21 protein-coding genes are annotated in these 23,771 nt (G+C 62.4%); 8 read left to right on the top strand and 13 right to left on the bottom strand.

The window, feature by feature from the left end; translation table 11 throughout:
• The first annotated feature begins 10 nt into the window (after nt 1-10).
• Both AC2YB9_RS15685 and AC2YB9_RS15690 read left to right on the top strand, forming a co-directional pair.
• The gene (locus tag AC2YB9_RS15685) at nt 11-1,183 is read left to right on the top strand and encodes an oxidoreductase (protein WP_487266295.1); all 1,173 of its coding nucleotides are present in this window, start codon (nt 11-13) and stop codon (nt 1,181-1,183) included.
• A complete protein-coding gene (locus tag AC2YB9_RS15690) occupies nt 1,180-2,058 on the top strand; it encodes an SDR family oxidoreductase (RefSeq protein WP_487266296.1) in 879 nt (292 codons plus the stop codon). The genes AC2YB9_RS15685 and AC2YB9_RS15690 overlap by 4 nt, the downstream gene beginning before the upstream one ends.
• A 30-nt stretch (nt 2,059-2,088) precedes the next feature.
• Here the strand turns inward: AC2YB9_RS15690 and AC2YB9_RS15695 are convergent, their stop codons facing one another.
• The 5 genes from AC2YB9_RS15695 to hsaA are packed head-to-tail and all read right to left on the bottom strand — an operon-like array spanning nt 2,089 to nt 6,109.
• Nucleotides 2,089-2,463: a DUF8021 domain-containing protein gene (locus AC2YB9_RS15695; protein ID WP_487266297.1), complete on the bottom strand. Its 375-nt coding sequence runs from the start codon at nt 2,461-2,463 to the stop codon at nt 2,089-2,091.
• A 35-nt stretch (nt 2,464-2,498) separates the two neighbouring features.
• A complete protein-coding gene (locus AC2YB9_RS15700; protein ID WP_487266298.1) occupies nt 2,499-3,119 on the bottom strand; it encodes a flavin reductase family protein in 621 nt (206 codons plus the stop codon).
• Between the two features lie 22 nt (nt 3,120-3,141).
• Nucleotides 3,142-4,053 carry an iron-dependent extradiol dioxygenase HsaC gene (hsaC, locus tag AC2YB9_RS15705; RefSeq protein ID WP_487266299.1) on the bottom strand — a complete coding sequence of 304 codons (912 nt, stop codon included), beginning with the start codon at nt 4,051-4,053 and terminating at the stop codon, nt 3,142-3,144.
• Nucleotides 4,050-4,943 (bottom strand): 4,5:9,10-diseco-3-hydroxy-5,9,17-trioxoandrosta-1(10),2-diene-4-oate hydrolase, encoded by an 894-nt coding sequence (gene hsaD, locus AC2YB9_RS15710; protein WP_487266300.1) that lies wholly within the window; start codon nt 4,941-4,943, stop codon nt 4,050-4,052. Before hsaD ends, hsaC begins: the two co-directional genes overlap by 4 nt.
• Nucleotides 4,943-6,109: a 3-hydroxy-9,10-secoandrosta-1,3,5(10)-triene-9,17-dione monooxygenase oxygenase subunit gene (hsaA, locus tag AC2YB9_RS15715; RefSeq protein ID WP_487266301.1), complete on the bottom strand. Its 1,167-nt coding sequence runs from the start codon at nt 6,107-6,109 to the stop codon at nt 4,943-4,945. Before hsaA ends, hsaD begins: the two co-directional genes overlap by 1 nt.
• A 128-nt stretch (nt 6,110-6,237) precedes the next feature.
• On the opposite strand from hsaA, the gene AC2YB9_RS15720 reads away from it, so the two are divergent.
• Nucleotides 6,238-7,125, top strand: a complete 888-nt coding sequence (locus tag AC2YB9_RS15720) for a DUF1295 domain-containing protein (protein WP_487266302.1) — start codon at nt 6,238-6,240, stop codon at nt 7,123-7,125.
• A gap of 5 nt (nt 7,126-7,130) precedes the next feature.
• Here the strand turns inward: AC2YB9_RS15720 and dmpG are convergent, their stop codons facing one another.
• Genes dmpG through AC2YB9_RS15735 form a run of 3 tightly spaced genes read right to left on the bottom strand, consistent with a single transcriptional unit; the run spans nt 7,131 to nt 9,914 of the window.
• The gene (dmpG, locus tag AC2YB9_RS15725) at nt 7,131-8,222 is read right to left on the bottom strand and encodes a 4-hydroxy-2-oxovalerate aldolase (protein ID WP_487266303.1); all 1,092 of its coding nucleotides are present in this window, start codon (nt 8,220-8,222) and stop codon (nt 7,131-7,133) included.
• A complete protein-coding gene (locus tag AC2YB9_RS15730; protein ID WP_487266304.1) occupies nt 8,222-9,115 on the bottom strand; it encodes an acetaldehyde dehydrogenase (acetylating) in 894 nt (297 codons plus the stop codon). Before AC2YB9_RS15730 ends, dmpG begins: the two co-directional genes overlap by 1 nt.
• Nucleotides 9,116-9,125: 10 nt before the next feature.
• Nucleotides 9,126-9,914, bottom strand: a complete 789-nt coding sequence (locus AC2YB9_RS15735) for a 2-keto-4-pentenoate hydratase (RefSeq protein ID WP_487266305.1) — start codon at nt 9,912-9,914, stop codon at nt 9,126-9,128.
• A gap of 57 nt (nt 9,915-9,971) precedes the next feature.
• On the opposite strand from AC2YB9_RS15735, the gene kstD reads away from it, so the two are divergent.
• The 3 genes from kstD to AC2YB9_RS15750 are packed head-to-tail and all read left to right on the top strand — an operon-like array spanning nt 9,972 to nt 13,147.
• On the top strand, nt 9,972-11,642 hold the full coding sequence (gene kstD, locus AC2YB9_RS15740; protein ID WP_487266306.1) for a 3-oxosteroid 1-dehydrogenase: 1,671 nt from the start codon (nt 9,972-9,974) through the stop codon (nt 11,640-11,642).
• Nucleotides 11,642-12,511: a MaoC/PaaZ C-terminal domain-containing protein gene (locus AC2YB9_RS15745; RefSeq protein WP_487266307.1), complete on the top strand. Its 870-nt coding sequence runs from the start codon at nt 11,642-11,644 to the stop codon at nt 12,509-12,511. The genes kstD and AC2YB9_RS15745 overlap by 1 nt, the downstream gene beginning before the upstream one ends.
• A 21-nt stretch (nt 12,512-12,532) precedes the next feature.
• Complete coding sequence (locus AC2YB9_RS15750; RefSeq protein WP_487266308.1) at nt 12,533-13,147, top strand: class I SAM-dependent DNA methyltransferase; 615 nt, start codon at nt 12,533-12,535, stop codon at nt 13,145-13,147.
• Here AC2YB9_RS15750 and AC2YB9_RS15755 read toward each other — a convergent pair.
• From AC2YB9_RS15755 to AC2YB9_RS15765, 3 genes are read right to left on the bottom strand one after another with little or no spacing between them, the layout of a single operon-like run.
• Nucleotides 13,140-14,309: a lipid-transfer protein gene (locus AC2YB9_RS15755; RefSeq protein ID WP_487266309.1), complete on the bottom strand. Its 1,170-nt coding sequence runs from the start codon at nt 14,307-14,309 to the stop codon at nt 13,140-13,142. The genes AC2YB9_RS15750 and AC2YB9_RS15755 overlap by 8 nt on opposite strands.
• Nucleotides 14,306-15,625, bottom strand: a complete 1,320-nt coding sequence (locus tag AC2YB9_RS15760; RefSeq protein ID WP_487266310.1) for an OB-fold domain-containing protein — start codon at nt 15,623-15,625, stop codon at nt 14,306-14,308. The genes AC2YB9_RS15755 and AC2YB9_RS15760 overlap by 4 nt, the downstream gene beginning before the upstream one ends.
• An 8-nt stretch (nt 15,626-15,633) precedes the next feature.
• Nucleotides 15,634-17,829 carry an acyl-CoA dehydrogenase family protein gene (locus AC2YB9_RS15765; RefSeq protein WP_487266311.1) on the bottom strand — a complete coding sequence of 732 codons (2,196 nt, stop codon included), beginning with the start codon at nt 17,827-17,829 and terminating at the stop codon, nt 15,634-15,636.
• Nucleotides 17,830-17,889: 60 nt separating this feature from the next.
• Here AC2YB9_RS15765 and AC2YB9_RS15770 point away from each other — a divergent pair, with 60 nt between their 5' ends.
• The gene (locus tag AC2YB9_RS15770) at nt 17,890-18,840 is read left to right on the top strand and encodes an alpha/beta fold hydrolase (RefSeq protein WP_487266312.1); all 951 of its coding nucleotides are present in this window, start codon (nt 17,890-17,892) and stop codon (nt 18,838-18,840) included.
• Nucleotides 18,841-18,849: 9 nt separating this feature from the next.
• Here AC2YB9_RS15770 and AC2YB9_RS15775 read toward each other — a convergent pair whose 3' ends face one another.
• Nucleotides 18,850-20,259 carry a WS/DGAT/MGAT family O-acyltransferase gene (locus AC2YB9_RS15775; protein ID WP_487266313.1) on the bottom strand — a complete coding sequence of 470 codons (1,410 nt, stop codon included), beginning with the start codon at nt 20,257-20,259 and terminating at the stop codon, nt 18,850-18,852.
• A gap of 54 nt (nt 20,260-20,313) precedes the next feature.
• On the opposite strand from AC2YB9_RS15775, the gene AC2YB9_RS15780 reads away from it, so the two are divergent.
• The gene (locus AC2YB9_RS15780) at nt 20,314-21,555 is read left to right on the top strand and encodes an alpha/beta hydrolase fold domain-containing protein (protein WP_487266314.1); all 1,242 of its coding nucleotides are present in this window, start codon (nt 20,314-20,316) and stop codon (nt 21,553-21,555) included.
• Here AC2YB9_RS15780 and AC2YB9_RS15785 read toward each other — a convergent pair.
• On the bottom strand, nt 21,541-23,709 hold the full coding sequence (locus tag AC2YB9_RS15785; RefSeq protein WP_487266315.1) for an acyl-CoA dehydrogenase family protein: 2,169 nt from the start codon (nt 23,707-23,709) through the stop codon (nt 21,541-21,543). The two genes, AC2YB9_RS15780 and AC2YB9_RS15785, sit on opposite strands and share 15 nt — an antisense overlap.
• Between the last annotated feature and the right edge of the window lie 62 nt (nt 23,710-23,771).

Consider the following 23,771-nt stretch of genomic DNA (forward strand, 5'->3'; position numbering starts at 1 on the left):
TCTCATGGAAATGAACAGCGTCTTCGAGCCCGCTAGCCTCGGCCCGGTCCAGCTACGTAACCGGGTGATCAAGGCCGCAACGTTCGAAGGCCGAACGCCGCACGGTTTGGTCACCGATGAATTGATTGACTACCACCTCGAACCGGCTCGCGGCGGTGTTGGCCTGACCACGGTTGCCTACTTGGCGGTGGCTCCCGAAGGGCGCACTCACAAGGAAGTTATCGTCGTCAACGACAAGTCGGCATCGGGCCTGTCTCGACTCACTGAGGCGATCCACCGAACCGGAGCAAAAGTTGCCGGCCAGCTGGGCCACGCAGGGCCGGTGGCTAACGGCCGCTCCAACGGCGTACACGCACTCGCCGCATCGCGACTGCCTTCACCGCTGAGTATGCAGATGATCCGAGCGGCGACGACTGCCGATATTGCCAGGATTACCGCAGACTACGTGCGCACGGCGCGAATCATGGTCGACACCGGCTTCGATGTACTCGAGATCCACATGGCACACGGCTATCTACTCAGTTCATTCCTGGCATCGGGGCAGAACCGTCGAAAAGATGACTGGGGCGGCACCTTGGAGAACCGTGCTCGGTTTGCGCGCGACGTTGCTCGCGCAGTACGCGATGAGGTTGGCAGCTCGGTCGCGGTCACGGCGAAAATCGGAATGACCGAAGGTTCACCCCGCGGCTTCTCGATGCCGGAGAGCGTAGAGTTCGCGCGGCTGCTGGAAGCCGATGGCTATCTCGACGCGCTTGAACTCAGCGCGGGCAGTTCATTGCTCAATCCGATGTATCTGTTCCGTGGCGACGTACCGCTTAAGGAATTTGCCGCCACCATGCCAGGCCCGCTCCGACTCGGACTCAAAACACCGATCGGTAAAAGCTTTTTCCGCGCCTACCCCTTCGAAGAGGGCTTCCTGCGGGAGAAGGCGCTCGTCTTCCGCGCGGCGGTCTCAATGCCGTTGGTCATGCTTGGCGGGATTAACGACAAGGCGACGATGGATCAGGCAATGGCCGAAGGCTTCGAGTTCGTCGCAATGGCTCGGGCGCTGCTCCGCGAGCCGGATCTGATCAACCGTATGCAGTCTGGCGAGGCTACACAGGGCATCTGTATCCACTGCAATCAGTGCATGCCAACGATCTACACCAAAACCCGCTGCACGGTCTTGGACACGCAGCAGTGACCAGCACTGCGTCGCGGCTTCCGTTCACGGCCAAGACCTATGTAGTCACCGGCGCAGCGTCGGGAATCGGTGCGGCAACCACCACGCTGCTCCGCGACCGTGGTGCGCACGTCATCACCGTCGACCGGGCGGGCGCCGAGATCAACGCCGATCTATCAACCGCCGACGGACGCACCGAGGTGATTGCTGCAGTCCGTACACAGGTCTCGACGCTTGATGGGGTTGTGCCTTGTGCCGGAATCGCCGGCATATCGGGTGTCGATCCGCAAACACTGATCTCGGTCAACTATTTCGGCGCCGTCGATGTCGTTGTCGGGCTTCGACCGCTCCTGAGCCACGCCGCTTCGGTCGTGCTGCTTTCGTCCAACTCGATCGTCTGCCAGCCTGCTTGGCCCGCCCACCTGGCCAAGACGCTGCTCAAAGGCAATGAGGAAGCCGGGCGACGAGCCGCAGCAAAGGTCTCTGCGGTGGTGGCCTACCCCGCTAGCAAGGCGGCGCTCGCATGGTGGGTTCGTCGCGAATGCATCAAGTGGGCGCCAGCCGGCATCAGGCTGAATACGGTTGCTCCAGGCCTAATCGAAACGCCTATGACTGCCGCCGTTCGCAAAGATCCGGCCTTCGGCCGATTCGCTGACACCTATCCGAATGCTATTGGTCGTGGTGGCCGTCCCACGGAAGTCGCCGAACTCATCGCGTTTCTCCTCAGCGACGCTTCCAGCCTCCTCGTCGGAACAACCATCATGGTTGATGGCGGAACGGACGCTATCAAGAACAAGTATCGCCCTCAGGCCGTCGGTACCGGGCGGCTCCCATCGGCCGTCATCAGCGGGCTCCTCGAGACCTATGCACATATTGCCGGGCGCCGTCAGCGTTAGTCGCGAGCCATCGGGTCCCACGAGCTGGACCTAACCGCCACCTGACCACCGGAACCGTACGTCGATACGATGGATGCGCAAATCGCTAGGCGGGATCAGGAATACCTCATTGATGGCAACCGGCGGCAGCGTTCGACCGAAGAGCTTTGCATCGAGTACGTAGTTGACGACAACCCGGTCACCATCGATGGTCCAGTTCTCATCCCGAATCGCGGAGACTAGGCGGAACTGTGGTGCCCGGGTCAGGCTTCTGGTCAGGTGGCGTCCCGAGAAGCCCGTCTTGATACCCGCCTCGAAGCGAACCGCCTTGGGATGAAATCGCACTGAGGCACCATCGTGGCTCAGCAATGCTTGCAGATAGGCATCCGCAATGGCGATCCGCTCAGCTCCGAAGGTTCGGTTCATGCTCGTGAGCCTGCCAGCGGCCGGACGTGGCCCGCCTAGTCCGTCGTGCGGTACTGCCCGCGGTGAAATAGCAGCGGTTCAGAACTATTGCCCGCGCCGAGCGCCTCGACCCGACCGATCACGAGGTAATGGTCACCCGCCTCATGGACCGCATGGACTGTGCAGTCGACCCAACCGGCCGTGCCGTCAAGCCGGGGCATCCCCGCATCGGTCAGCTGCCACGCGATGCCATCGAACTTGTCCTCGGCCAGCGACGCGAACCGATTTGACACTTCGATTTGTTCGGCGGCGAGGAAGTTAACGCAGAAACGGCGCGACTGACGGATCGCCGCGAACGCCCTGGACGTTTTCATCGGTAGAAAGGCAACGAGCGGCGGGGCCAACGACACACTGGTGAACGACTGACAGGTCATACCGATCGGACTGCCGCCATGAACGGTTGTGACCACCGTGACGCCGCTGGCGTATCGGCCGAGGACGTCACGGAACTCGCGCGCCGCAGACTGCGCGGCCTCGCCATCGATGTGGACAACCTCGCCGGGCCGCCAGGCGAACTCCTCACGGCTGCCGCCCAAGAACGAATCAATCAGCTCACGGGACGGCCAGGACGTAGCCGCGTCCGCACTCATGCCATCGGGAAGATCTGGGTCGGTCATGGAAACCACTGTCGCATCCCCCTCAGCCCGACTGGCCGAAAGCGTGTCCCCAATAGGACACCGCAGTGGACTCCCGGGCCACCCACCGGTGGTCGTCGACGGTCAAACCCTCGCAACCGAACTCAATATCGAAGCCAGCTGGGGACCGCACATAAAAGGAAACCATCTCGTCATTCATGTGCCGGCCAAGGGTCGCTGAGAGCGGCGCCTTGTGCTTACGGACCCGTTCGAGCGCCCGACCAACGTCATCAAGTTTCTCGACCTCAAGCATGATGTGCACGCAACGGCTGGGATTGGGCATCGGCAGAAATGCCAGCGAATGGTGTCGCTGATTGACGCCGAGGAAGCGGAGCCAGACTTTGCTACCGGGTTCTTTACCGACGAACTCCCCGGGCATCGACATCGAGTCTCGGAGCCTAAAGCCCAACACGTCACGATAGAAACGCAGCGCCTCGACATCGTCGTCAACAGGTATGACGACGTGCCCCATTCCCTGTTCTCCGGTAACAAAGGTGGCGGCGTACGGCGTCACAACCGGTCGCGATTCGTAGGTGATGCCGTGAAAGAGTTCAAAGACATTGTCGAACGGGTCGGTGAATCGGATCAGCTCTTGGACCCGACGGTCGGCGAGCTCATCGGCCGTTCCCTCGACGAAGCCGACACCTGCCTTCGACAGATGCTCACGCGCCACCTGCAACGCCGCATGATCGGCGAGTTCCCAGCCGACACATTCCAACCGATCAACGTCTGATGGGAAGACCACAAGCCGGCTTGAGACCTCGTCGATCCGGAAGTACAGATTGTCCGCATTCGGCCCGCGCCCCTCCGCCAGACCGAGTACTTTGCTGCCAAAATGTCGCCACTTGTCCAGATCGGTCGAAGCGACCCGGGCATAGCCCATCGATCGGATATCGATCGCATCTCGGCCGGTCATGACGTCTCCTTCGGGCGCTCAATGTGACGCGCTAGGTATGCAGTGCAGACCTGGCGGAACTCATCTGCCGCCTCGATCTGGGCCCAGTGCCCGCAATTGGGAAAGACATGGAGTGACGCCTTGGGGATCATCTTCAGCGCCACCAAGGCGCCGTCGAACGGATTCACGCGGTCTTCGCGCCCCCACGTGAGCAAAGTCGGACGCTTCATCCGGTGCGCATCGCGCCAGATCAGGCCGTCCTCATAGCTGTCGGGATTCCAAAAAGACATGCCCATTGAGCGCATCGCCGCCATCGAACCCGGTGCTGTCGCGTCAGCGAACCGCTCTGCCACCAACTCGTCAGTGACGAGTTTCTGATTGACCACCATGGTGGAGATGAACGCCTTCAAGGCCTCTTTTGAGGGCGCGCCGGAGAAGTCCATGAGCCGCTTGACGCCCTCGGTTGGATCGGCGTGAAAGAGGTTGAGGGACAATCCGCCAGGGCCCATCAACACCAACCGACCGACTCGTTCGGGATAGAGCAGCGCAAAGCGCATCGCGGTGCCGCCGCCAAGGCTATTGCCGAGCAGATGGATGCGTTCAATTCCCATTTCGTCGAGGAAGTCCTTGAGCACCTCTGCGGAGAAGCGAAAGTAGTTCCCGACAATTGCGGGCTTGTCGCTTTGTCCAAACCCAGGCTGGTCCACCAGAATTGTCCGGAAGTCTTGCGCGAACCCCGGCAGTGCCTGCCCGAAGTTCGACCACGCGGAGGCACCTGGCCCGCCGCCGTGCAGCATCACCAGCGGCAGCCCGCCACCAACGGGGGTTGGCGCGCCGGCTTCGTAGTAGTTCAACGTCAGGTCGCCAGCCTTGCCCGAGCGTCGCACGGACTCTCGATCGAGGTCGGCCATCAGTACATTCCCGGGTCGACCTTGTGCCCAAACTCGGACATGCCGTACATCAGCAGCGCACGTTCCGGGTCATTGGCGGCGTGCACGCGGCCAGCGTGAGCATCTCGCCATGCCCGCTGCAGGTATGTCCCGTTGGCCAACGCGCGACCACCGGAGGCCTCAAAAAGCTCATCGATGGCATCGATTGCACGCTGGGTGCCGAGCACTTGGTCACGGCGCACCCGCAACCGCAAGGAGATCGGAATCCGTTCTCCCTTGGCCACCAGCGCCTGCTCCTCGCGGATATTGGCCATGCACAGCGCCCAAGCTCCATCGATCGCGCTCGACGCCCGTGCGATACGTACCGCTGCGAAGGGGTCGGACGAGGCTTTCTCGCCGGCATACGCCGCACGTACGCGCGCCTGCTGCATCTCGACGTGTTCGGTGTAAGCCCCGCGCGCCATGCCGACGATCGGAGCGGTGATGGTGGTGGTGAACAACGAATGGAACGGCAGCCGGTAGAGCTCGCTGGGGTTCTGTTCCTGGCCGGGGCCTTTGCACCGGCCGGTGTCGCTCATCGAGAGCGTGAACTCCTCGGAGATAAACGTCTCTTCGACCACGATGTCATTTGACCCGGTGCCCGAAAGGCCAACCACATTCCATACATCGACGATCTCGTACTTGTCCCGCGGCACTAGGAAGGTCTTGAAGTCGACGACCTGGCCCTCTTCGTTGAACACCAACCCACCGAGCAAAACCCAGGTGGCATGCGCTGACCCAGAGGAGAAACTCCAACGCCCCTGCAACATGTAGCCGCCGTCGACAACGGCTGCCTTGCCCGTGGGTGCATACGACGAACTCAGTCTGGTGGAGGTGTCTTCACCCCATACGGCCTGCTGCGCGGTGTCATGGAATATCGCCACCTGCCAAGGGTGGACACCGAGCACCGACGAGATCCAACCGGTCGCGCCACACGCGGAGGCGATCATGCTGACCGCGGTGTAGAAGTCAATCGGGTCGGACTCGAGCCCATCGAAGCGACGGGGCTGGAGCATGCGGAAGAAGCCGGTCTCCTCCAACTCCTTGACCGATGCTTCGGGGACCTGACGCAACCGCTCCGTCTCGTCCGCGCGCTCGCGGAAGGTCGGGAGAAGGTCTCGTATTCCGTCCAACACAGTCTGGGTCATTACAGCTCCTAGAGTTCGTAAGCTCAATACTAGAACACGTTCTAGTAAGAAGTCCATCGTGCCCACATTCGAAGCAAAAGTCGCCCAAGTGCTCGCCGAGTAGAACACGTTCTCGATACGGTTCGCTTATGAATCACGATTCGATCAGTCGCGCGGAGTCCTACCTTCGAATTGGGGTTGTGTACGTTTTCTCAATCACTGGCGGCGCTGCATGGTTCGCTTGGGGCCCCGAGACCGCATGGCTGTGGCTCGACGGCCTGATCGCCGACCTCATCGCGACCGTGGTGATTTTCGCCGGTAGCCGGGCACTGCGCAATTCAAGTGTCTACGACGCCTACTGGAGCGTTCTCCCGCCGTTGCTGATGCTCGGCTGGTGGATCAAGTCCGACACGCCATCGGACGATCTACGGTCTTGGCTCGTGATGATAGTCATCGCGTTGTGGGCAATTCGCCTTACGGTGCACTGGGCTCGCGGGTATCCAGGCCTGCACCATGAGGACTGGCGCTACCCAATTGTGCGCGGTCGAGCTGGACGGGCCGAAGCCGCCGCAGACCTCATGGGCATCCATGTCTTTCCAACTCTCCAGGTTTTTCTCGGCACGTTGCCGGTCTACATCGTCATCACCCGTACCGGACGCCACGTCGGCTGGCTGGACATCATTGCGATCCTCGTTGGCGCCGGAGCGACCGCCATCGAGTACTCCGCGGATGCACAAATGATCCGGTTTCTCCGTGAACGGCAGCCGGGCCAGGTGATGGACCGTGGACTTTGGGCTTGGTCGCGGCACCCCAACTACTTCGGAGAAGTAGGTTTCTGGCTGTCTTTGGCAATCTTCGGCCTGGCTGCCGCACCGACGACATGGTGGTGGATCTTCGTCGGCGTGGCCGCCATGTACGCAATGTTTCAGGTTGTCAGTATCCCGATGATGGAACAACGAAGCCTCGAACGACGACCGTCCTATCAGGACACCATCGACCGAGTGCCGCGCTTTGTACCACGGCCAAGCAAGACGTGATCTGGCTAGACCTTCTGCGCTTTGAGCTGCAGCGCGATGTCGATCAGCTGGTCCTCCTGGCCGCCGATTAGCTTGCGCTGTCCGGCTTCAAGCAGGATCTTTGCGGCCGAGACGCCATAGCGCTCCGCCGCGTTGTCAGCATGCCGCAGGAACGATGAGTACACACCTGCGTAGCCAATCATTAGGGCGTTACGACCGAGCGTGCATTCTTCGGGCATGGCCGGGCGTACGACATCCTCAGCAGCATCGACGATCTGCAGGAAGTCGACCCCGGTGTTCCAGCCGAGTTTGTCGGCTACGCCGATGAACGCTTCAAGTGGGGTGTTGCCAGCGCCAGCGCCGAATCTACGCACCGAGCCGTCGATCTGCGTGGCTCCGGCCCGTGCAGCGATCACCGTATTCGCAACGCCGAGCCCGAGATTTTCGTGGCCGTGAAAGCCGACGGTCGCGTCGTTACCGATCTCCGCGACAAGCGCGGACACCCGATCGGCAACGCCCTCCATGATCAGCGCACCGGCGGAATCGACGACGTACACACATTGGCAACCGGCGTCGACCATGATTCGCGCCTGCTTGGCCAATGCCTCCGGTGCCTGGGTGTGGCTCATCATCAGGAAGCCGACGGTTTCGAGTCCCAGTTCACGCGCCAGCCCGAAGTGTTGTCCCGAGGTATCAGCTTCGGTGCAGTGCGTGGCGATGCGGCAAATCTGCCCGCCATTGTCTTGCGCAGCCCGGATGTCATCTTTGGTGCCAACGCCGGGGAGCATGAGGAAGGCGATGCGGGCACGCTTTGCCGTTTCGGCGGCGATCTTGATCAGGTCTTGTTCGGGTGTCTTGGAGAAGCCATAGTTGAACGACGATCCGCCCAGGCCGTCGCCGTGGGTCACCTCGATCACCGGCATGCCGGCGTCGTCGAGCGCGGCCACGATGTCGCGTACTTCTTGCGGCACGAACTGATGCCGCTTGTGGTGCGATCCGTCGCGTAAGCACGTGTCGGTCAGCCGTAGGTCGAGACCACTCGCCGGATCGGTCTGCGACCACGTACGAGCAAGTGTGTTCAGATCCGCCGGCACTAGGCCGGTCACCAAGGCAGTCATCAGAGCAGTTCCTTCGCAATTGATTCGCCGACCCGGGTGGCGGCGGCGGTCATGATGTCCAAATTGCCGGCGTATGGCGGCAGGAAGTCGCCGGCGCCCTCGACCTCGACGAAGATGCTCACCTTGGTCCGGCCTTGGGTGGCCGCCGTCGCATCGTCGAACTGTGGATCTTGGAGCAAGCGATAGCCCGGCACATATTCCTGAATCGACTGCACCATCTGGACCACGGACTCAGAAATGGCGTCGCGGTCTGCGTCCGGATCGACTGCACAGAAGATCGTGTCGCGCATGATCATCGGTGGTTCGGCCGGATTGAGGATGATGATTGCTTTGCCGCGTTCCGCCCCGCCAATCTCGGAAACGCCGGCGCTGGTCGTGCGCGTGAACTCATCGATGTTGGCACGGGTGCCGGGTCCAGCGGATGCGCTGGATACCGATGCAACGATCTCCGCATACGACACCGGGGTGACTCGCGAAACCGCGTAGACCATGGGGATGGTGGCCTGCCCGCCACAGGTAATCATGTTGACGTTGACTGCAGCCAGGTGCTCCTCGCCGTTGACCGGCGGGATAACTGCCGGCCCAACCGCCGCGGGGGTGAGGTCGATGGCCCGGATGCCCGCCTCGGCATATCTGGGTGCGTATTCACGGTGGACGTAAGCCGAGGTCGCCTCGAAGATCAAGTCGGGCAACTCATCCTGCTTGAGCAACCAGTCGACCCCCTCGTGCGACGCTTCGACACCACGCTGGCGGGCCAGTTCGAGGCCTGCGGAGGTCGGATCGACACCAATCATCCAACGTGGCTCGATCACATCACTGCGTAGCAACTTGTAGAGCAGATCGGTTCCGATATTGCCGGGTCCAACAATGGCTGCGGTGACTTTTCGAGTCATCACATCACCCCTATTCGATGAAGGACAGCCGCACGCTGCCCAGATTGGTGAAGATTGCTTCGAAGTCGTCGCCCGCGTGAGCGTCAATCGCTCGGTGGACGCTGCCGGGAAGAATTACGTGGCCGGCCTCAAGGGTCACGCCGAAGGACGCGACCTTCCGCGCAAGCCAAGCGACTGCGGTCACCGGGTTGCCGAGCACGGCGTCCGATCGCCCGGCTGCCACCTCGACGCCGCCGCAGAGCAGGCGAGCTTCAATCGCGGTGAGGTCAACATCATGGGGATCGACTTTTGTCTCGCCGAGTACGAAACCCGCGCTGGACGCGTTATCGGCGATCGTGTCGGCGATCGTGATGTTCCAGTCGGTAATCCGCGAATCGATCAGTTCGATGGCCGCAGTGACGTGATCGGTGCAGGCGAGGACATCGGCCTCGGTGCAGTTCTCACCGGGCAATGTCCGACCGAGGACAAAACCGACTTCAACCTCGACCCGTGGCATGCAGTAGCGGCTCACGCTGATCGGCGCGGCAGAACTGACTTCCATGTCGGAGAGCAGATGTCCATAGTCCGGCTCGTCGACGCCCATCATGTCCTGCATGGCCTTGGAGGAGAGCCCGACCTTGTGACCACGGACGGTGGCGCCACGCTGCCGCCGGTCGGCGATATTCAGCAACTGGATGGTGTAGGCGTCGACAACGTCAAGCTCGGGCCACGTCTCACGCAGGGGTGAAATCGCGATCCGGTCACGTTCAGCGATCGCCAGCGTCTGGGCGACGCGTCGTCGATCCTCATTTGAGAGCATGTCAGCATAGTAGAACCTGTTACAGTTTTGCGGAAGTCAGCCCCGACTGGAGGACCGATGGAAAAGACATACGACGTCATCGTCGTGGGTGCCGGCGGCGCCGGAATGACCGCCGCACTCGCCTCCGCGCAGCTCGGCCTGGACACCGTCCTGATCGAGAAAAGTGCCTATTTCGGCGGTTCGACCGCACGTTCAGGCGGCGGCGTATGGATCCCGGGAAACCGGGCGCTCCGTGACGCCGGTCAAGTCGACGCAGACGACGCAGACAACGCCCGACGCTATCTCGACGCCATAGTCGGCGATGTCGTCCCCAAGGAGCGGCGCGACACCTTCCTTCAGCGCGGCCCCGACGTTGTGGACTTCCTGCTGGACAAGACTCCCGTACGTTTCCGCTGGGTTCCCGAATACTCCGATTATCTTCCTGAACAGCCCGGCGGCCGGCCGCGCGGACGTAGCGTCGAGCCAGTACCAATGGACGGCCGGATTCTCGGCGAAGAGCTCACTCGGTTGCATCCGGCATACACCAAGGCGCCGGCAAATATGATCGTCACGCAGGCCGACTTCCGCAAGATCAGTCTCGGCCCGCTGCGTACGCTGCGCGGCACAACAACCATGCTGCGGATCATCGTCAACAAAATGTTGAGCACGTTCCGCGGCCGCAAGATGTACGCCATGGGAAGCGCGCTGGCCATAAGCCTGCGCAAGGGCCTGCTCGATGCCAAGGTTCCGGTCCACTACGACACCCCCCTGACCGAGCTCATCATCGAGGATGGCCGGGTGGTGGGAATTCGCGCTGAGCATGACGGCACCGAATTGGTCATGCGTGCGCGCTTGGGCGTAATTCTCGGCTCCGGCGGCTTTGAGAAAAACGCCGTTCTGCGCGAGAAACATCTTCCTGCTCCCACACATGTCGACTGGAGCACCGCAGCCCCCAGCAACACCGGGGCCGGTATCGAGGCCGGTATTGCCGTTGGGGCTGACGTTGACCTGATGGACGACGCCTGGTGGGGACCAACGATCCCGCTTCCGTCCGGACCGTGGTTTTGCCTCTCGGAGCGAAATCTGCCTGGCTCAATGATCGTGAACTCAGTCGGTCAACGCTTCATGAACGAGGCGCTCCCGTATGTGGAGGCGACCCATGAGATCTACGCGGGCGAAGCCACCGGAGTCTCACACGTACCGGCTTGGATGGTGTTTGATCAGCGTTATCGCAACCGGTATCTGTTTGCCGGGTTGCCACCACGACAGCCGATCCCTGGCCGCTGGTACAAGAACGGCGCCGTGCATCGGGCCGACACCCTCGCCGATCTCGCGGCTGAAATTGCTGTGCCCGTGGAGGCGCTAGCCCAGACCGTCCAACGGTTCAATGGCTTCGCTGAAGCCGGCGTCGACGAAGATTTTCATCGCGGCGAGAGCGCCTACGACCGCTACTACGCAGACCCGAAGGTCAAACCGAACCCATCGCTGCATCGCATCGACAAGGGCCCGTTCTATGCGGTCAAGATCGTCCCCGGCGACCTTGGCACCAAGGGCGGAATCGTCACCGATGTGCACGCCCGGGCGTTGCGCCCAGATGGCTCGGTGATCGAGGGTCTGTACGCGGCCGGAAACTGTTCAGCCGCGGTCATGGGACATACCTACGCTGGCCCCGGCGCAACTATCGGACCTGCACTCACCTTCGGCTATCTGGCCGCCAAGGACATCGCCCAGCAGAACGGTCGCCACTGATGCCAATCGATCCCCAAGTGGCCATTGGTGCCGAGGTCGGCAGCCAAGAGTTTTCCTGGACCCGCAGCGATGTCTTGCTCTACCAACTTGCTGTGGGCGCCGGATCGCGCCCTGGCGATAACGTCTCGTCCGCTGCGCTGCGGTGGACGCTCGACAATGACGCCTTGCAAGTGCTGCCGAGTTTTGCCGTGGTGGCGCCATCCTTCCACGCGACCGAAGCGCCGCGGCTTGATCTGCCCGGCTGCGACATCAACCTGGCCCAGGTCGTCCATGGTGCGCAAGAAGTCGAGATCAGCGGGCCGGTGCCAGCGGCCGGCTCGGCTCGGCTGACCACCCGAATCACCGATATCTGGGACAAAGGCAAAGCCGCTGTCATCTGGCAAGAGGGCGTGGCCACTGATGCCGACGACAATGAACTCTGGCGCGTACGCTCGTCGATCTTCGTCAAGGGCGAGGGCGGGTGGGGCGGCAACCGCGGTGAGAGCACTAAGGTCGCCATCCCAGATCGAGCTCCGGACGCCACCACGACCTATGTCGTGACCCCACAGCAGGCGCTGCTTTACCGACTGTGTGGCGACCGCAATCCGCTGCACGCCGATCCGGCATTCGCCAAGGCAGCGGGCTTCGAGGTGCCGATTCTGCACGGTCTGTGCACCTACGGCATCGTGCTGCGCGAAGTCATCGACCTCCTGCTTGACGGCGATGCCAGCGCGGTCAGTGGCTTCAGTGCCCGATTCGCGGGGGTCGTATTCCCCGGCGAGACCCTCGCTATCAACGCCTGGGATGAACCGGCCGGCATCGTGGTGACCGCGACGGTCGCCGACAACGCACGTCCCGCGCTCGCTGACTGCTTCGTGACGAGGGCTTGATCCAGGCCTAGGCTCAGTTGTATGGAGAGCGATCCAAATATCCGCACGGTCGAGTCATACGAAAAAATCGCAGTCGACTATGCCCGTGAGACCGCTGGCAGCAGGGCCATGTCCGGCGCATTAACGCAGCTGGCGGAGACGATCCCGTCCGGGCACGTGCTCGAGATCGGGTCCGGCCCAGGTTGGGATGCCGATGTCCTCGAGGCGGCTGGCCTCACTGTCCGACGCACCGACATCACGCAGGCATTCATCGACCTGCAGCACGACCGTGGCAAGGCTATCGACCGGCTCGACGCGATCAACGACGGTTTCGGTGGTACCTATGATGCCGTCGTTGCGCTAGCCGTGCTTCAGCATGTGTCCCCCGGCGACTTGCGGAAGGTGCTGGGCAAGGTTGTCGCCGCCTTACGACCGGGCGGTCGTTTCCTCGTCGCAGTACGCCTGGGCGACGGCGTTGGTTGGGAGATCGGCGCGTCCGGCAATCGCTACTACTTGGCCCGCCGGTCTGCGGACGAGTTCATCGCCGCGTTGGCGAGAGTTGGGCTCACGCCGGAATGGACCGGCCAGACGGTCAACGACGAAGACCCGAACCTAGCGGCCAGCGACTGGCTCACCGTACTGGCTCGGCTCAGCTAGCCGCCAAGATCAGCCCGGAGGTCGGCACGCCTGTGCCTGCCGTGACCAGGACGTGTTGAGCGTTGTCCACCTGGTTCACCGAGCTCCCGCGCATCTGGCGTACGCCCTCCGCGATCCCGTTCATACCATGGATGTAGGCCTCACCGAGCTGTCCGCCGTGGGTGTTGAGCGGAAGTCGACCGCCAAGCTCAATCGCCCCATCGGCAATGAAATCCTTTGCTTCACCGCGGCCGCAAAAGCCGAGCTCCTCCAACTGCATGAGGACGTAAGGCGTGAAATGGTCATAGAGCACCGCGGTGTCAATGTCGGCAGGAAGCAGCCCCGATTGCCGCCACAGATCACGCGCAACGACGCCCATCTCGGGGACCCCGATATCGGCACGGTAATAGGACGTCATCACGAACTGGTCAGGGGCACTGCCCTGAGCCGCGGCCAGGATCGGGACTGCGCCAGCCTTGAGGTCCTGTGCCCGTTCGGTGGAGGTGACGACAATGGCCACTGCCCCATCGCTTTCCTGACAACAATCGAGAAGCCGCAGCGGGTCGGCAATCATTCTGGAGTTTTGGTGGTCTTCGAGTGTGATCGGACGCTGATAAAAGAAAGCCGCCGGGTTGGTGGCAGCATGCTTACGATCAGTCACCGCGACACGGCCGAAGTCCGCCGAGGTGGCGCCGTACTCGTGCATATAACGACGAGCCTGCATGGCCACCGTTGCCGCCGGTGTGGACAGCCCATACGGATAGGTCCAGGCGTTGTCCAGCCCGTTGGTGTTCGCCTGTCCGGCGACCGCATTCTGCACCTGACCGAAGCGTTGACCCGAGCGTTCGTTGAAGCCGCGATAGACCACAACAACATCGGCGATCCCGGTTGCCACGGCCATCGCGGCCTGCTGCACCGTCGCGCAGGCCGCTCCTCCGCCATAATTGATGCGACTGAAGAAGCGCAGGTCACCCATTCCGAGCTCGCGTGCCAGCGCAATCTCCGAGGTGGTGTCCATTGTGAAGGTCACCAGACCATCGACATCGGCGGCAGCGAGCCCGGCGTCGGCGAGGGCCGAAAGCGTCGCCTCTGCCGACAGTTGAAGTTCTGACCGTCCCGATGCCTTGGAGAACTCAGTGGCCCCAATGCCAGCGATCGCGGCCGCGCCCCTGAAGTTGGTCATTTCACTACCTCAAGTCGCGCGTTGACGTGGCTGCCGGTTGCGGCGGTTCCGGTGACGTCAATTGTCGTGATCCCGTCGGACTCGGACACAATGTTCCCGGTGAAACGCAGGGTGTCGTACGGATATGCCGGCGCGCCGAGCCGAAGCGAACATGACAACACCCGGGTTTGCGGTCCGCCCCAGTCGGTGACGTAGCGCTGCACGAGGCCGGTGGTGGTCAGGATATTCACAAAAATGTCCTTACTGCCATGCCCGATCGAGCGATCACGGTCGTGGTGGACGTCTTGGAAGTCGCGGGTAGCGAGCGCCGTCGAAACCACCAGGGTGGGGGTGATTGGCAGGTCCCAGACCGGCAGATCCGACGCAGGCTCCGGCTCTGGCGTCGTGACCGGAGCGTCGAGGGTCCGCCACTGTGCCAAGGTGATGTCGTCATCGAGCCGGTCGAACCACACTTCCACCGGGTCACCGATCGCAACGCTGTCCCCTCCTGGCCGGCCGCTGACCTCGCCCACCATCCGGACGCCCTCATCGAGTTCGATCAGCGCCAATGTGAGCGGCAACTTCTTGCCCGGGACGGCGGGCGCGTGGTGGACCAAAAATGAATGCACGAATCCCCGGCCAGACGCCACGACATAGCCACGGTCCATCGCATGACAGGACGGGCATACCGGGCCGGGCGGATGCCGGAGCAATCCACATACGTTGCACCGTTGGATCCGAAGCTCACCGGCGGCAGTGCCGTCCCAAAAATAGGACGTGTCGCGGTTGATCATGGGTCGGACCGTTTTGTCTCGGTCAACGGTGGGACGACCAGTGCCAGACTTGAACTTGAGAACGCGGAACAGCATCGCGGCAACCACTTCGGTGCCAACCGACCACGTGCTGTGTGTGGTGACGAAATAGCCCTCGCCCACACCGGTCAACTTCGGACCGACGACGCCCTCCAACCGGGTGCTGATCTGGACGCGCTCACCGGGCCGCAACGTCCGAGCGTAGGTCTGGTCGCAGTTGGTGCCGAGGACAGCGGTGAAGCCGGCAGCGTCGAGCACCGCCATCGCTTCGGGGAGCGGGTCGCCGGGCATTCGGTTGGGGTCGAGCCCGTACATCGTCCACACCTGCGCCATCGCCGGCGGCGCCTCGGTGTCAGAGCCTGCCGCCCAGCGCGGATTGGTATCACCGATCGCTTCTGCCCAATGCCGAATCATCGGTACGTTCACCGGGTCCAGCGCTTCCCTGGCGGGGCTGTTGCCGCGCGCCTTGATCTGCTCCATCTGCGCGAGGATTTCGTCGTGCGCGACTCGCTGGCGCTCGTTCATACCCGGGCTCATCGCGGCACCCGCGGGAGATCGAGCCCGAACATGGCGATCAGTTCGCGCTGCACCTCGTTGACCCCACCACCGAAACTCAGCACCAGATTGCGTTTGGCGGTCGCATCGAGATATTCGGCCAGCCGATCGGTCTCAGGATCAGATCGGTCGCCGTAAGCATCAACGATGTCCGCCACCGCCAACCCCAGCCGTTGCACTTCGTCGCTGGCAAACACTTTGGACGTTGAGGCGTCAGCCACCGCGGACCGCTCCCCAGACGCGGCATTCGCAACCGCCCAGTTAAGCAATTCATTGACCCGGAATGACGCGGTAGCGCGCGCCAACGTGTCGCGCACCCACGGCACCTCCAGCAGCGCCGTGCCATCCGGAGCGATCTGACCTTGGGCCCAATCAACCACTAGATCTCGAAGCCCCTCGATCCGGCCCGCAGGTCCAAGCATGATGCGCTCATGGTTGAGCTGGGTCGTGATCAGCTGCCAACCGCGGTTCTCCTCGCCGACCAGCATGTCGACCGGCACACGTACGTCGTTGTAATACGTCGCATTCGTGTGATGGGATCCGTCGCTAGTCACGATCGGAGTCCATGAGTAGCCGGGGTCGCGGGTGTCAACGATCAGCACCGAGATGCCGCGGTGCGGCGACGCATCGGGATCCGTGCGTACCGCCAACCACACATAGTCAGCCGCGTGGCCGCCGGTGGTCCACATTTTCTGGCCGTTCACGACGTAGTGATCACCGTCGCGACGGGCGGAGGTCCGCATCGAGGCCAAATCGGTGCCCGCGTCGGGCTCGCTGTAGCCGATTGCGAAGTGCACATCGCCGCTCACGATGTCAGCAAGAAACATCTTCTTTTGCTTCTCAGTTCCGTATGTCTGGAGAGTCGGACCAACGGTCTGCAGGGTCACTGATGGCAGGTGAACATCAGCCCGGGATGCCTCGTTGACGAATACCTGCTGCTCGATGACGCCGCGGCCCTGGCCGCCATATTCCGTGGGCCAACCGACGCCCATCCAGCCGTCTGCACCCATCTGCTTAATGATCCGGTGGTAGGCCGGCCCGTGCCTGTCGTTGCGCATCTCGTCACGATCGGCATCGTTCACAAGTCCGGTGAGGTAGGTACGCGCCTCGTCTTTGAACGCTCGCTCTTGTGGGCTCAGCTCGGCATTCTTGCCGGCCGTTTCCAATACCGGAACATCGATCAACGTGGCTGGGCCGCCGAGCTGACGGACGATGTCTCGTACGTAGGAAAAATACCGATTCATCGGATAGGTGATATCAACGCCGACGCCGCCGTGCAGATGTTGGCAGGTCTGCATCACAGCCGGTGCTCGAGCGGCGAACCAGTACGCCGCAATCGCCAAATCTTCATCGGCCGGATCACCTGCATCGCGGCGACGCGTGGCCTCGCCGGCGGTAAGTGTGAATGTCCGCGATGCGATGTAGACGTCCGCGATCTGCTGGGCGACTGCCTGGAACTCCGCCAGCATCCGCCCGAACTGACGTCGGTCCCGGATATATGCAGCCGTAAGGTCGCGAGCGCCCTCGACGAGGCCCGCCCCGAGGGCGGCCAGGCCGGCAATTGCGTTCCCACGCACCATTTCGGCGTCAAGCGTTCCGAGCACCGATGCTGCGGTGAGCGTGTAGGTCGCTTGAGTCGCCCCTCGTGAGGTTTGTGTGTCAACCCGGCTCACCCCTGAGCTGGCAGGGTCGACGATGACGACCGTCGCGTTGCCATCGGTCGTCGTGGCCGAAACGAGCAAAAGTGTTTTGCCGCCAGCGGCGGTCCCGTCAAGGACCGGCACACCAACTTTGGTCCCATTGACGTGCTCGCCGTCGTATGTCGTCGCTGGCTTGCGTGGCATCGCCGCGCCGCGCTCTGCCAGCGCTGGCGCAAACAGCAATTGGCCGTCCGCCAGCTTCGGGATCAACTCAGCCCGCAGCGCCTCCGAACCCGATCCGACCAGCGGCAACAGGCCGCACGCCAACGTCTCCCATACCGGAAGTTCAACTGCGCGACGGCCTAGCTCGTGCAACAGGGCCGCTACTTCAGTCAAACCGAGGCCTTCGCCTCCGTATTGTTCTGGAACGGCCAAGGACAGCAACCCAGCTTGCTGCAGTGCCCGCCAAGACCCATCATCGCGATCAAGCACATCGGCGATGACAGAGTGCACGTCGTCCAAAACCGAGTCCATACAAGTTCCTCTTCCGGGGGTGGCGGGCGTACATTTAAAACTATAACGTGTTCTAATCTCGTGGACACCAACCCAGAGGAGAACATCACCATGGATCCGGTTCAGTGCTCGATCGACGCCCTTCGCCAGCGACTGCCCGATCTGCCCGCCGTCGATCTGCCGGCAGGACGCTGGTTGGAACTTCCCCGGCGCGGTCGCACGTGGCTCACCGACGTACCCGGACCGACCCCGGACGCACCCACGATCGTGCTTCTGCACGCCGTCGGCTGCACCGGTCAGCTGACGTGGTTTCCCAGCATCCCGCGACTTGCCGAGCGCTATCGGGTGATCACTTTTGACCAACGCTGGCACGGACGTGGCATCGCCTCTGAGCGTTTCCTGATCTCAGACTGTGCCGACGATGTGGCTGCCGTGATCGACGAACTCGGCCTCGATCGTCCACTCATAGCCGGTTACTCAATGGGCTCAATGATCGCGCAGCGCGTGTGGCGCCAGCACCCCGACACGGTTGGCGGCCTCATCCTCGCTGCCAGCGCTGCTCACCTTCGCACCAATGGTCGCGAGCGGATCTTCCACGCCGGACTGGAACTGGGAATGGGCGTCAGCGCGGCACTATCGCGATCCCGGATGGTCAATCGTGCCGGCTCGGCGGCCATCGATGCACTCGATGACGATCTGTCCGACTCCGCGCGCTGGGCGATGCGCCAGTGGCGTGCAACCAGCCCTTGGACGATCGGCCAGGCTGTCGCGTCGCTCGGTCGTCACCATTCCACCCCTTGGCTGTCACATGTTGATGTACCAACCGCAATAGTTGTCACCACCAACGATCATGTGATTCCGCCATCTCGCCAGCTCGACTTGGCCGCGCTGATTCCTGGCGCCACCGTGCACGAGGCCGCGTGCGGACATGCCGGGTGCGTCTTGGAATACAAGACCTTTGTCCCAGCCTTGCTCGAAGCGGTCAATGTCACGGCGGCCCGACGGTACGACTGGCTGCGGGCCACCGCCTAGGACAGCGCCTCAGTTGCCGTCGCGCACCGCCGAATGCATCGCGGCAAGTTCGACCGGGAACTGCTCGACCAGATCCCACACCCGGGGCATCAGCTCGGTGCATGCGATGATCCCGATGTGCATCTGCCCGTTATTGCTCATCACCGTGATGTTCAGCCCCGCACCGTGGAATACCGGGCCTAGCGGATAGAGCGCAACGATCCGAGCCCCGACGAAGAACAACGGGACTGGTGGCCCAGGAACGTTCGAAATAACCAGGTTGTGAATAACCGGGCCACGTTCGGCGAGCCGCAAACTAGACACGGTCCGGACCGCCAGACCAAAGGTCCGCGGAGCAGCAAATTCTGCCCACTCCTGCAGTGTGTCGGCGGAGACAGCCTTGTGATGTTCCTTGGCGTTGGTGTTCGCAACAGACATCGCTACGATCCGTTCGCGCGGATCCTCGACATCTGTCCCGAGTCGGCAAAAAATCGACGAAATCTTGTTCCGTCCACTGGCTTTCTTCGACTCTTGGTGCACCGAGACCGGGACACTCGCCAGCAGCGACGTCGCTGGCAGCTCGCCCCGACCGTCAAGGTAGCGACGGAGCGCACCGCCGCTGAGTGCGAGCACGACGTCATTGACCGTTGAGCCGGGGATCGCGTTTTTGATCTCCTTGATTTCATCCAACGAAACATCAATGAACGCGATCGATCGGTGGCCGGTGATCGTCCCATTGAACGACGTACGCGGAGCGGTCAATGGCGCAGCCATTGCGGTGCCCTTTCGCGCTCGCTTGGCACTCTCGACGAGCGTGCGTGCCGTAGGCCCGACGAGCTTGGCCAAGTGCCAAGGTTTAGCTGCAGTCGCCAGCACGCCCCGGCTGACCAGTTCGAGATCGGACGGGTTGCGTTGATAGTCATGTGCGCCCGGAGCACTCACACTGTCGAGGGGTGGCGAGTCGGGCGCCAGGCTGCACAGGTACGAGATCATGTTCGACCCCGAAACGCCGTCAACGGAGGAGTGATGCATCTTCGAGAAGATGGCGATCTGGCCGTTGGCCAGCCCCTCGATCACGAACATTTCCCAGAGCGGGCGCGTGCGATCGAGCGGAATGCCCGCAAGGTGACCGCCGAGCTCTGACAACTGCTGGTCGGTTCCTGGTGCCGGCGCAGCAAGGCGATGAACGTGCCGATCGATGTCGAACTCTTCATCCAGCACCCACACTGGGAAATCGATCCTGCCGGGGACAAACTTGAGTTTTCGGTTGAACATCGGAACATCCGAAACTCGCCGGGACAGCTCGCGTTTGAACGAATCGAAGTCATACCCCCCGGGAATTGTCTCGGGGTCGACAAGAATCAACCCACAAACGTGCATCAACTGCGCGCTAGTCTCCAAATAGAGAAAACTGGCGTCGAGTCCACTAAGACGATCCATGGCCGTATTCTAGACCGTAATCTAGAACATGTTCTACCTTTGGGAGGAGTGCACATGCCGAGTTTCACTCGTCGCCAGCTCGTTCTCGCCGCGCTGGCAATGAACGCGGCGCGCCCGATACCTGGCAATTGGGCTGGGATTCCGGCGTTCGCGCTTGGTTGGCCGGTCAGCGAATTGGCTCCTCAATTGTTGGGACTGAACCTCCTGGATACCGCAGCCGAGCTCACGGTGCGGCGACGCAATTCCGCTCCGGCCGCTACCGGATTGATTGCAGCCGGGGTGGCCGCCGGGCTGCTGGGCTGGAGCATTGTTGAGGCACGACGCACCGGCGCTGAGCTCGAAGAAGCGCTTCGCGAGAGCCTCGGCGAGGATTACCTAACGCGGTTTGACCGTGCCGAACCCGCCAACCTGCGGCTTCCTCGCGGAGCTGTCGTTCGACCGTTCCATCTGCGGCAGCACGACGTCGAGGTGCTCCGCGATGTGCCCTACACCGAAGGCGGACGTCGCGCAAAGCTGGATATCTACCGACCCCATGGCGTCGACCTGAGTAACGCGCCGGTGCTGATCCAGATCCATGGCGGCGGCTGGACGATCGGCACCAAGGAACAACAGGGCCTGATCCTGATGAACCGGATGGCACAGCAGGGTTGGATTTGCGTTGCCGCCAATTATCGACTCGCTCCTAAACATCCGTTCCCGACCCAGATTGTCGATGTGAAACGGGCGATCGCATGGGTCCGAGAAAATATCGAGCAATACGGCGGCGATCCGTCGTATGTCGTCGTCACCGGTGGGTCTGCCGGTGGTCATCTGGCCGCTCTAGCCGCGCTCACCCCGGGGCTGCGGGAGTATCAGCCCGGCTTCGAGGACGCCGACACATCGGTCTCCGCGTGTGTCCCATTCTATGGCGTCTACGACATGGCCGGCCTGACCGAGGAGCCCTCAGCCATTGCCATGCGCGACCGCTTCCTCGCCTCACGGGTCTTTCAGAAAGATCCAGTGGCCGACCTCGATGACTTCGTGCGCGCATCTCCGCTCGCCCATATAAATCCGAACGCGCCCGATTTCTTCGTGCTCCACGGACGGAACGACACGTTAGTTTCAGTGCGCCAAGCGCGTGCCTTCGTCGCCGCGCTACGCGAGCAGTCGACTGCGACAGTGACCTACGCGGAGTTGCCCGGAGCCCAACATGCCTTCGATGTGTTCTCCTCGATTCGCAGCCAACATACGATTGCGGCCGTGCAACGTTGGCTGCAATGGCATCGCGCGGCCAGTCTGAGCTCAGCTGCGCGGTAGTCCAAGCACCCGTTCGGCGACGACATTGCGCAGAATCTGAGTGGTTCCACCGGCGATCGAAAGACAGCGGGTCAGGAGCATCTCGTGCACATCGGCCGTAAGCGCCGAATCATCTTGCGGGAAGAGCGCTGCCGGACCGCGCAGATCGATGACGAGCTCGGATGCCTCCTGCCGATTGCGCACCCCCAATAATTTTGCGACGCTCGATTCCGGCCCCGGCCCACGCGCGGCGATCGACCGGAGGACCGACCGTGCCCCAAGCAACTGACAGATTGTTGCCAGGGCCACCTGATGGCCGACCCGCGCAGCATCGGTCTGCGACTCCCCCGCAGCCAACAACTCAACCGCACGCTCCGTGCTCAGCCCCAGCTTGGTTCCGGCCATCGCCACCCGCTCATTCGCCAATGTGGTGCGGGCGAGTTTCCATCCTTCATTGACCGTTCCGATCACACACTCATCGGGAACGACGACATCGTCAAGGAACACTTCGTTGAACATCGCATCGCCGGTCATCTCCCGCAGCGGCCGTATGTCGATGCCCTTCGTCTTCATATCGACCAAGAAATAGGTAATCCCGCGGTGGCGTGCGGCGTCCGGATCAGTGCGCGCCAAACAGATCGCCCAATCCGCCTCATGGGCCAAGGACGTCCATACTTTCTGACCGGTCAACGACCAACCGCCATCGGTTCGGACCGCACGTGTTCGGAGCGACGCTAGATCGGACCCTGCTTCTGGCTCGCTGAACAGCTGGCACCAGGCGATTTCGCCGAGCAGCGTCGGCAGGATGAACCGCTCACGTTGCTGGTCCGTGCCGTGCTCAATGACCGTCGGCGCTGCCCAAGCGCCGATGGCCAAGTTAGGCCGCTCAAGCCCAGCTCGAGTCAGTTCTTGGTCAACCACCAACTGCTCGACCGGACCGGCATCGAGACCGAATGGCTGCGACCAATGCGGCGTCAGGTAGCCAGCCCGTGCGAGCGCGGCGCGACGCTGATCGGCAGGGAGTTCGACGATGCTGGCCAAGACTTGTCGAACCGTCTGACGAAACGCTGCGTCGGCGCCGCTGAAGTCGATCTCGGATACTCGGCGCTGGCCATTCGCGGCGCGGCGGGCCAGCCGAACCGCGGACGGCTCGGCACCGCCGGTCAACGCGATCACCGCGGCGCGCAGCGAAACCGCGCGCCGGAGGTAGAGGTGCGCGTCGTGCTCAAAGGTGAAGCCGATGCCACCGAGGACCTGGATGCAGTCCTGAGCAACGGAAACTGCGCCGTCGAAAGCAACAACGGCAGCAACTTCGGCGGCATAATCGACCTGTTCGGTCGGCGCACCTGTCGACGCGGCAGCGCCGACGTCCCAAGCAACCGCTGCCACCGACTCAGTTACTTCAAGCATCCCTGCACATAGCTGCTTGATTGCTTGAAATGAGCCGATCGGCGCCCCGAACTGCTCACGCACCTTGGCGTAAGCGACGGCGGTGTCGAGACACCATTGGGCGACACCAGCAGCTTCTGCGGCTGCCACGGCGACGAGTAGACGACGCACCGTCGCCCGATCGAGCTCCGGCAACAGCAATATCTGGTCACTCGTTGCCGTTACCTGGACGCGCCCTCCGCGGCGGGAAAGATCGAGGCCTACGGCGCGCTCCGCGCTCCAGCCATCTGCGCTGATCAGTACCCATGAATCATCAGCGGTTCGCGCCAGCAGCCAGCGCGCGTCGACGGCGTCTATTACGACAGCGAGTGGCCCGGTTGCCCCGGCGGCATCGACCGTGACCGTTCCCGACAGAGCGACTGCGGCACGGTCGCCACCAGCAAGCCCGGCGAGCAACTCGTCCCGGTTCACCCCCGCCAGACCGACCGCCGTCCCGTTGATCAACAGACCGACCAGAGTTGACCCGAGCAGCGGGCCGGGGACTAGTGCGTATGCCGCGGCTTCCAGCGCAATCAACTGATCAAGCAGATCGCCGCCACCACCGTGTGGCTCGTCGATACCGATGCTGGTCAAACCAGTCGCAGCGATGGACTGCCAAGTCTTCGCGAACGATGCATCGGGATCGGTCTCGGCCGCGCGAATCACCGTGGGACCATCGAGATCAACCGCCCAGGCACGTAAAGTGGAGCTCAGTTCAAGATGATCACGAGTCACGCCGACCGGCATCAGTACCGCCTTCAATTCTAGAACGTGTTTCAATAGTAGCGTCGGCTGACCGAGTTAGGTCA

The sequence above is a fragment of the Aeromicrobium changchenzhani genome, from assembly GCF_057586615.1.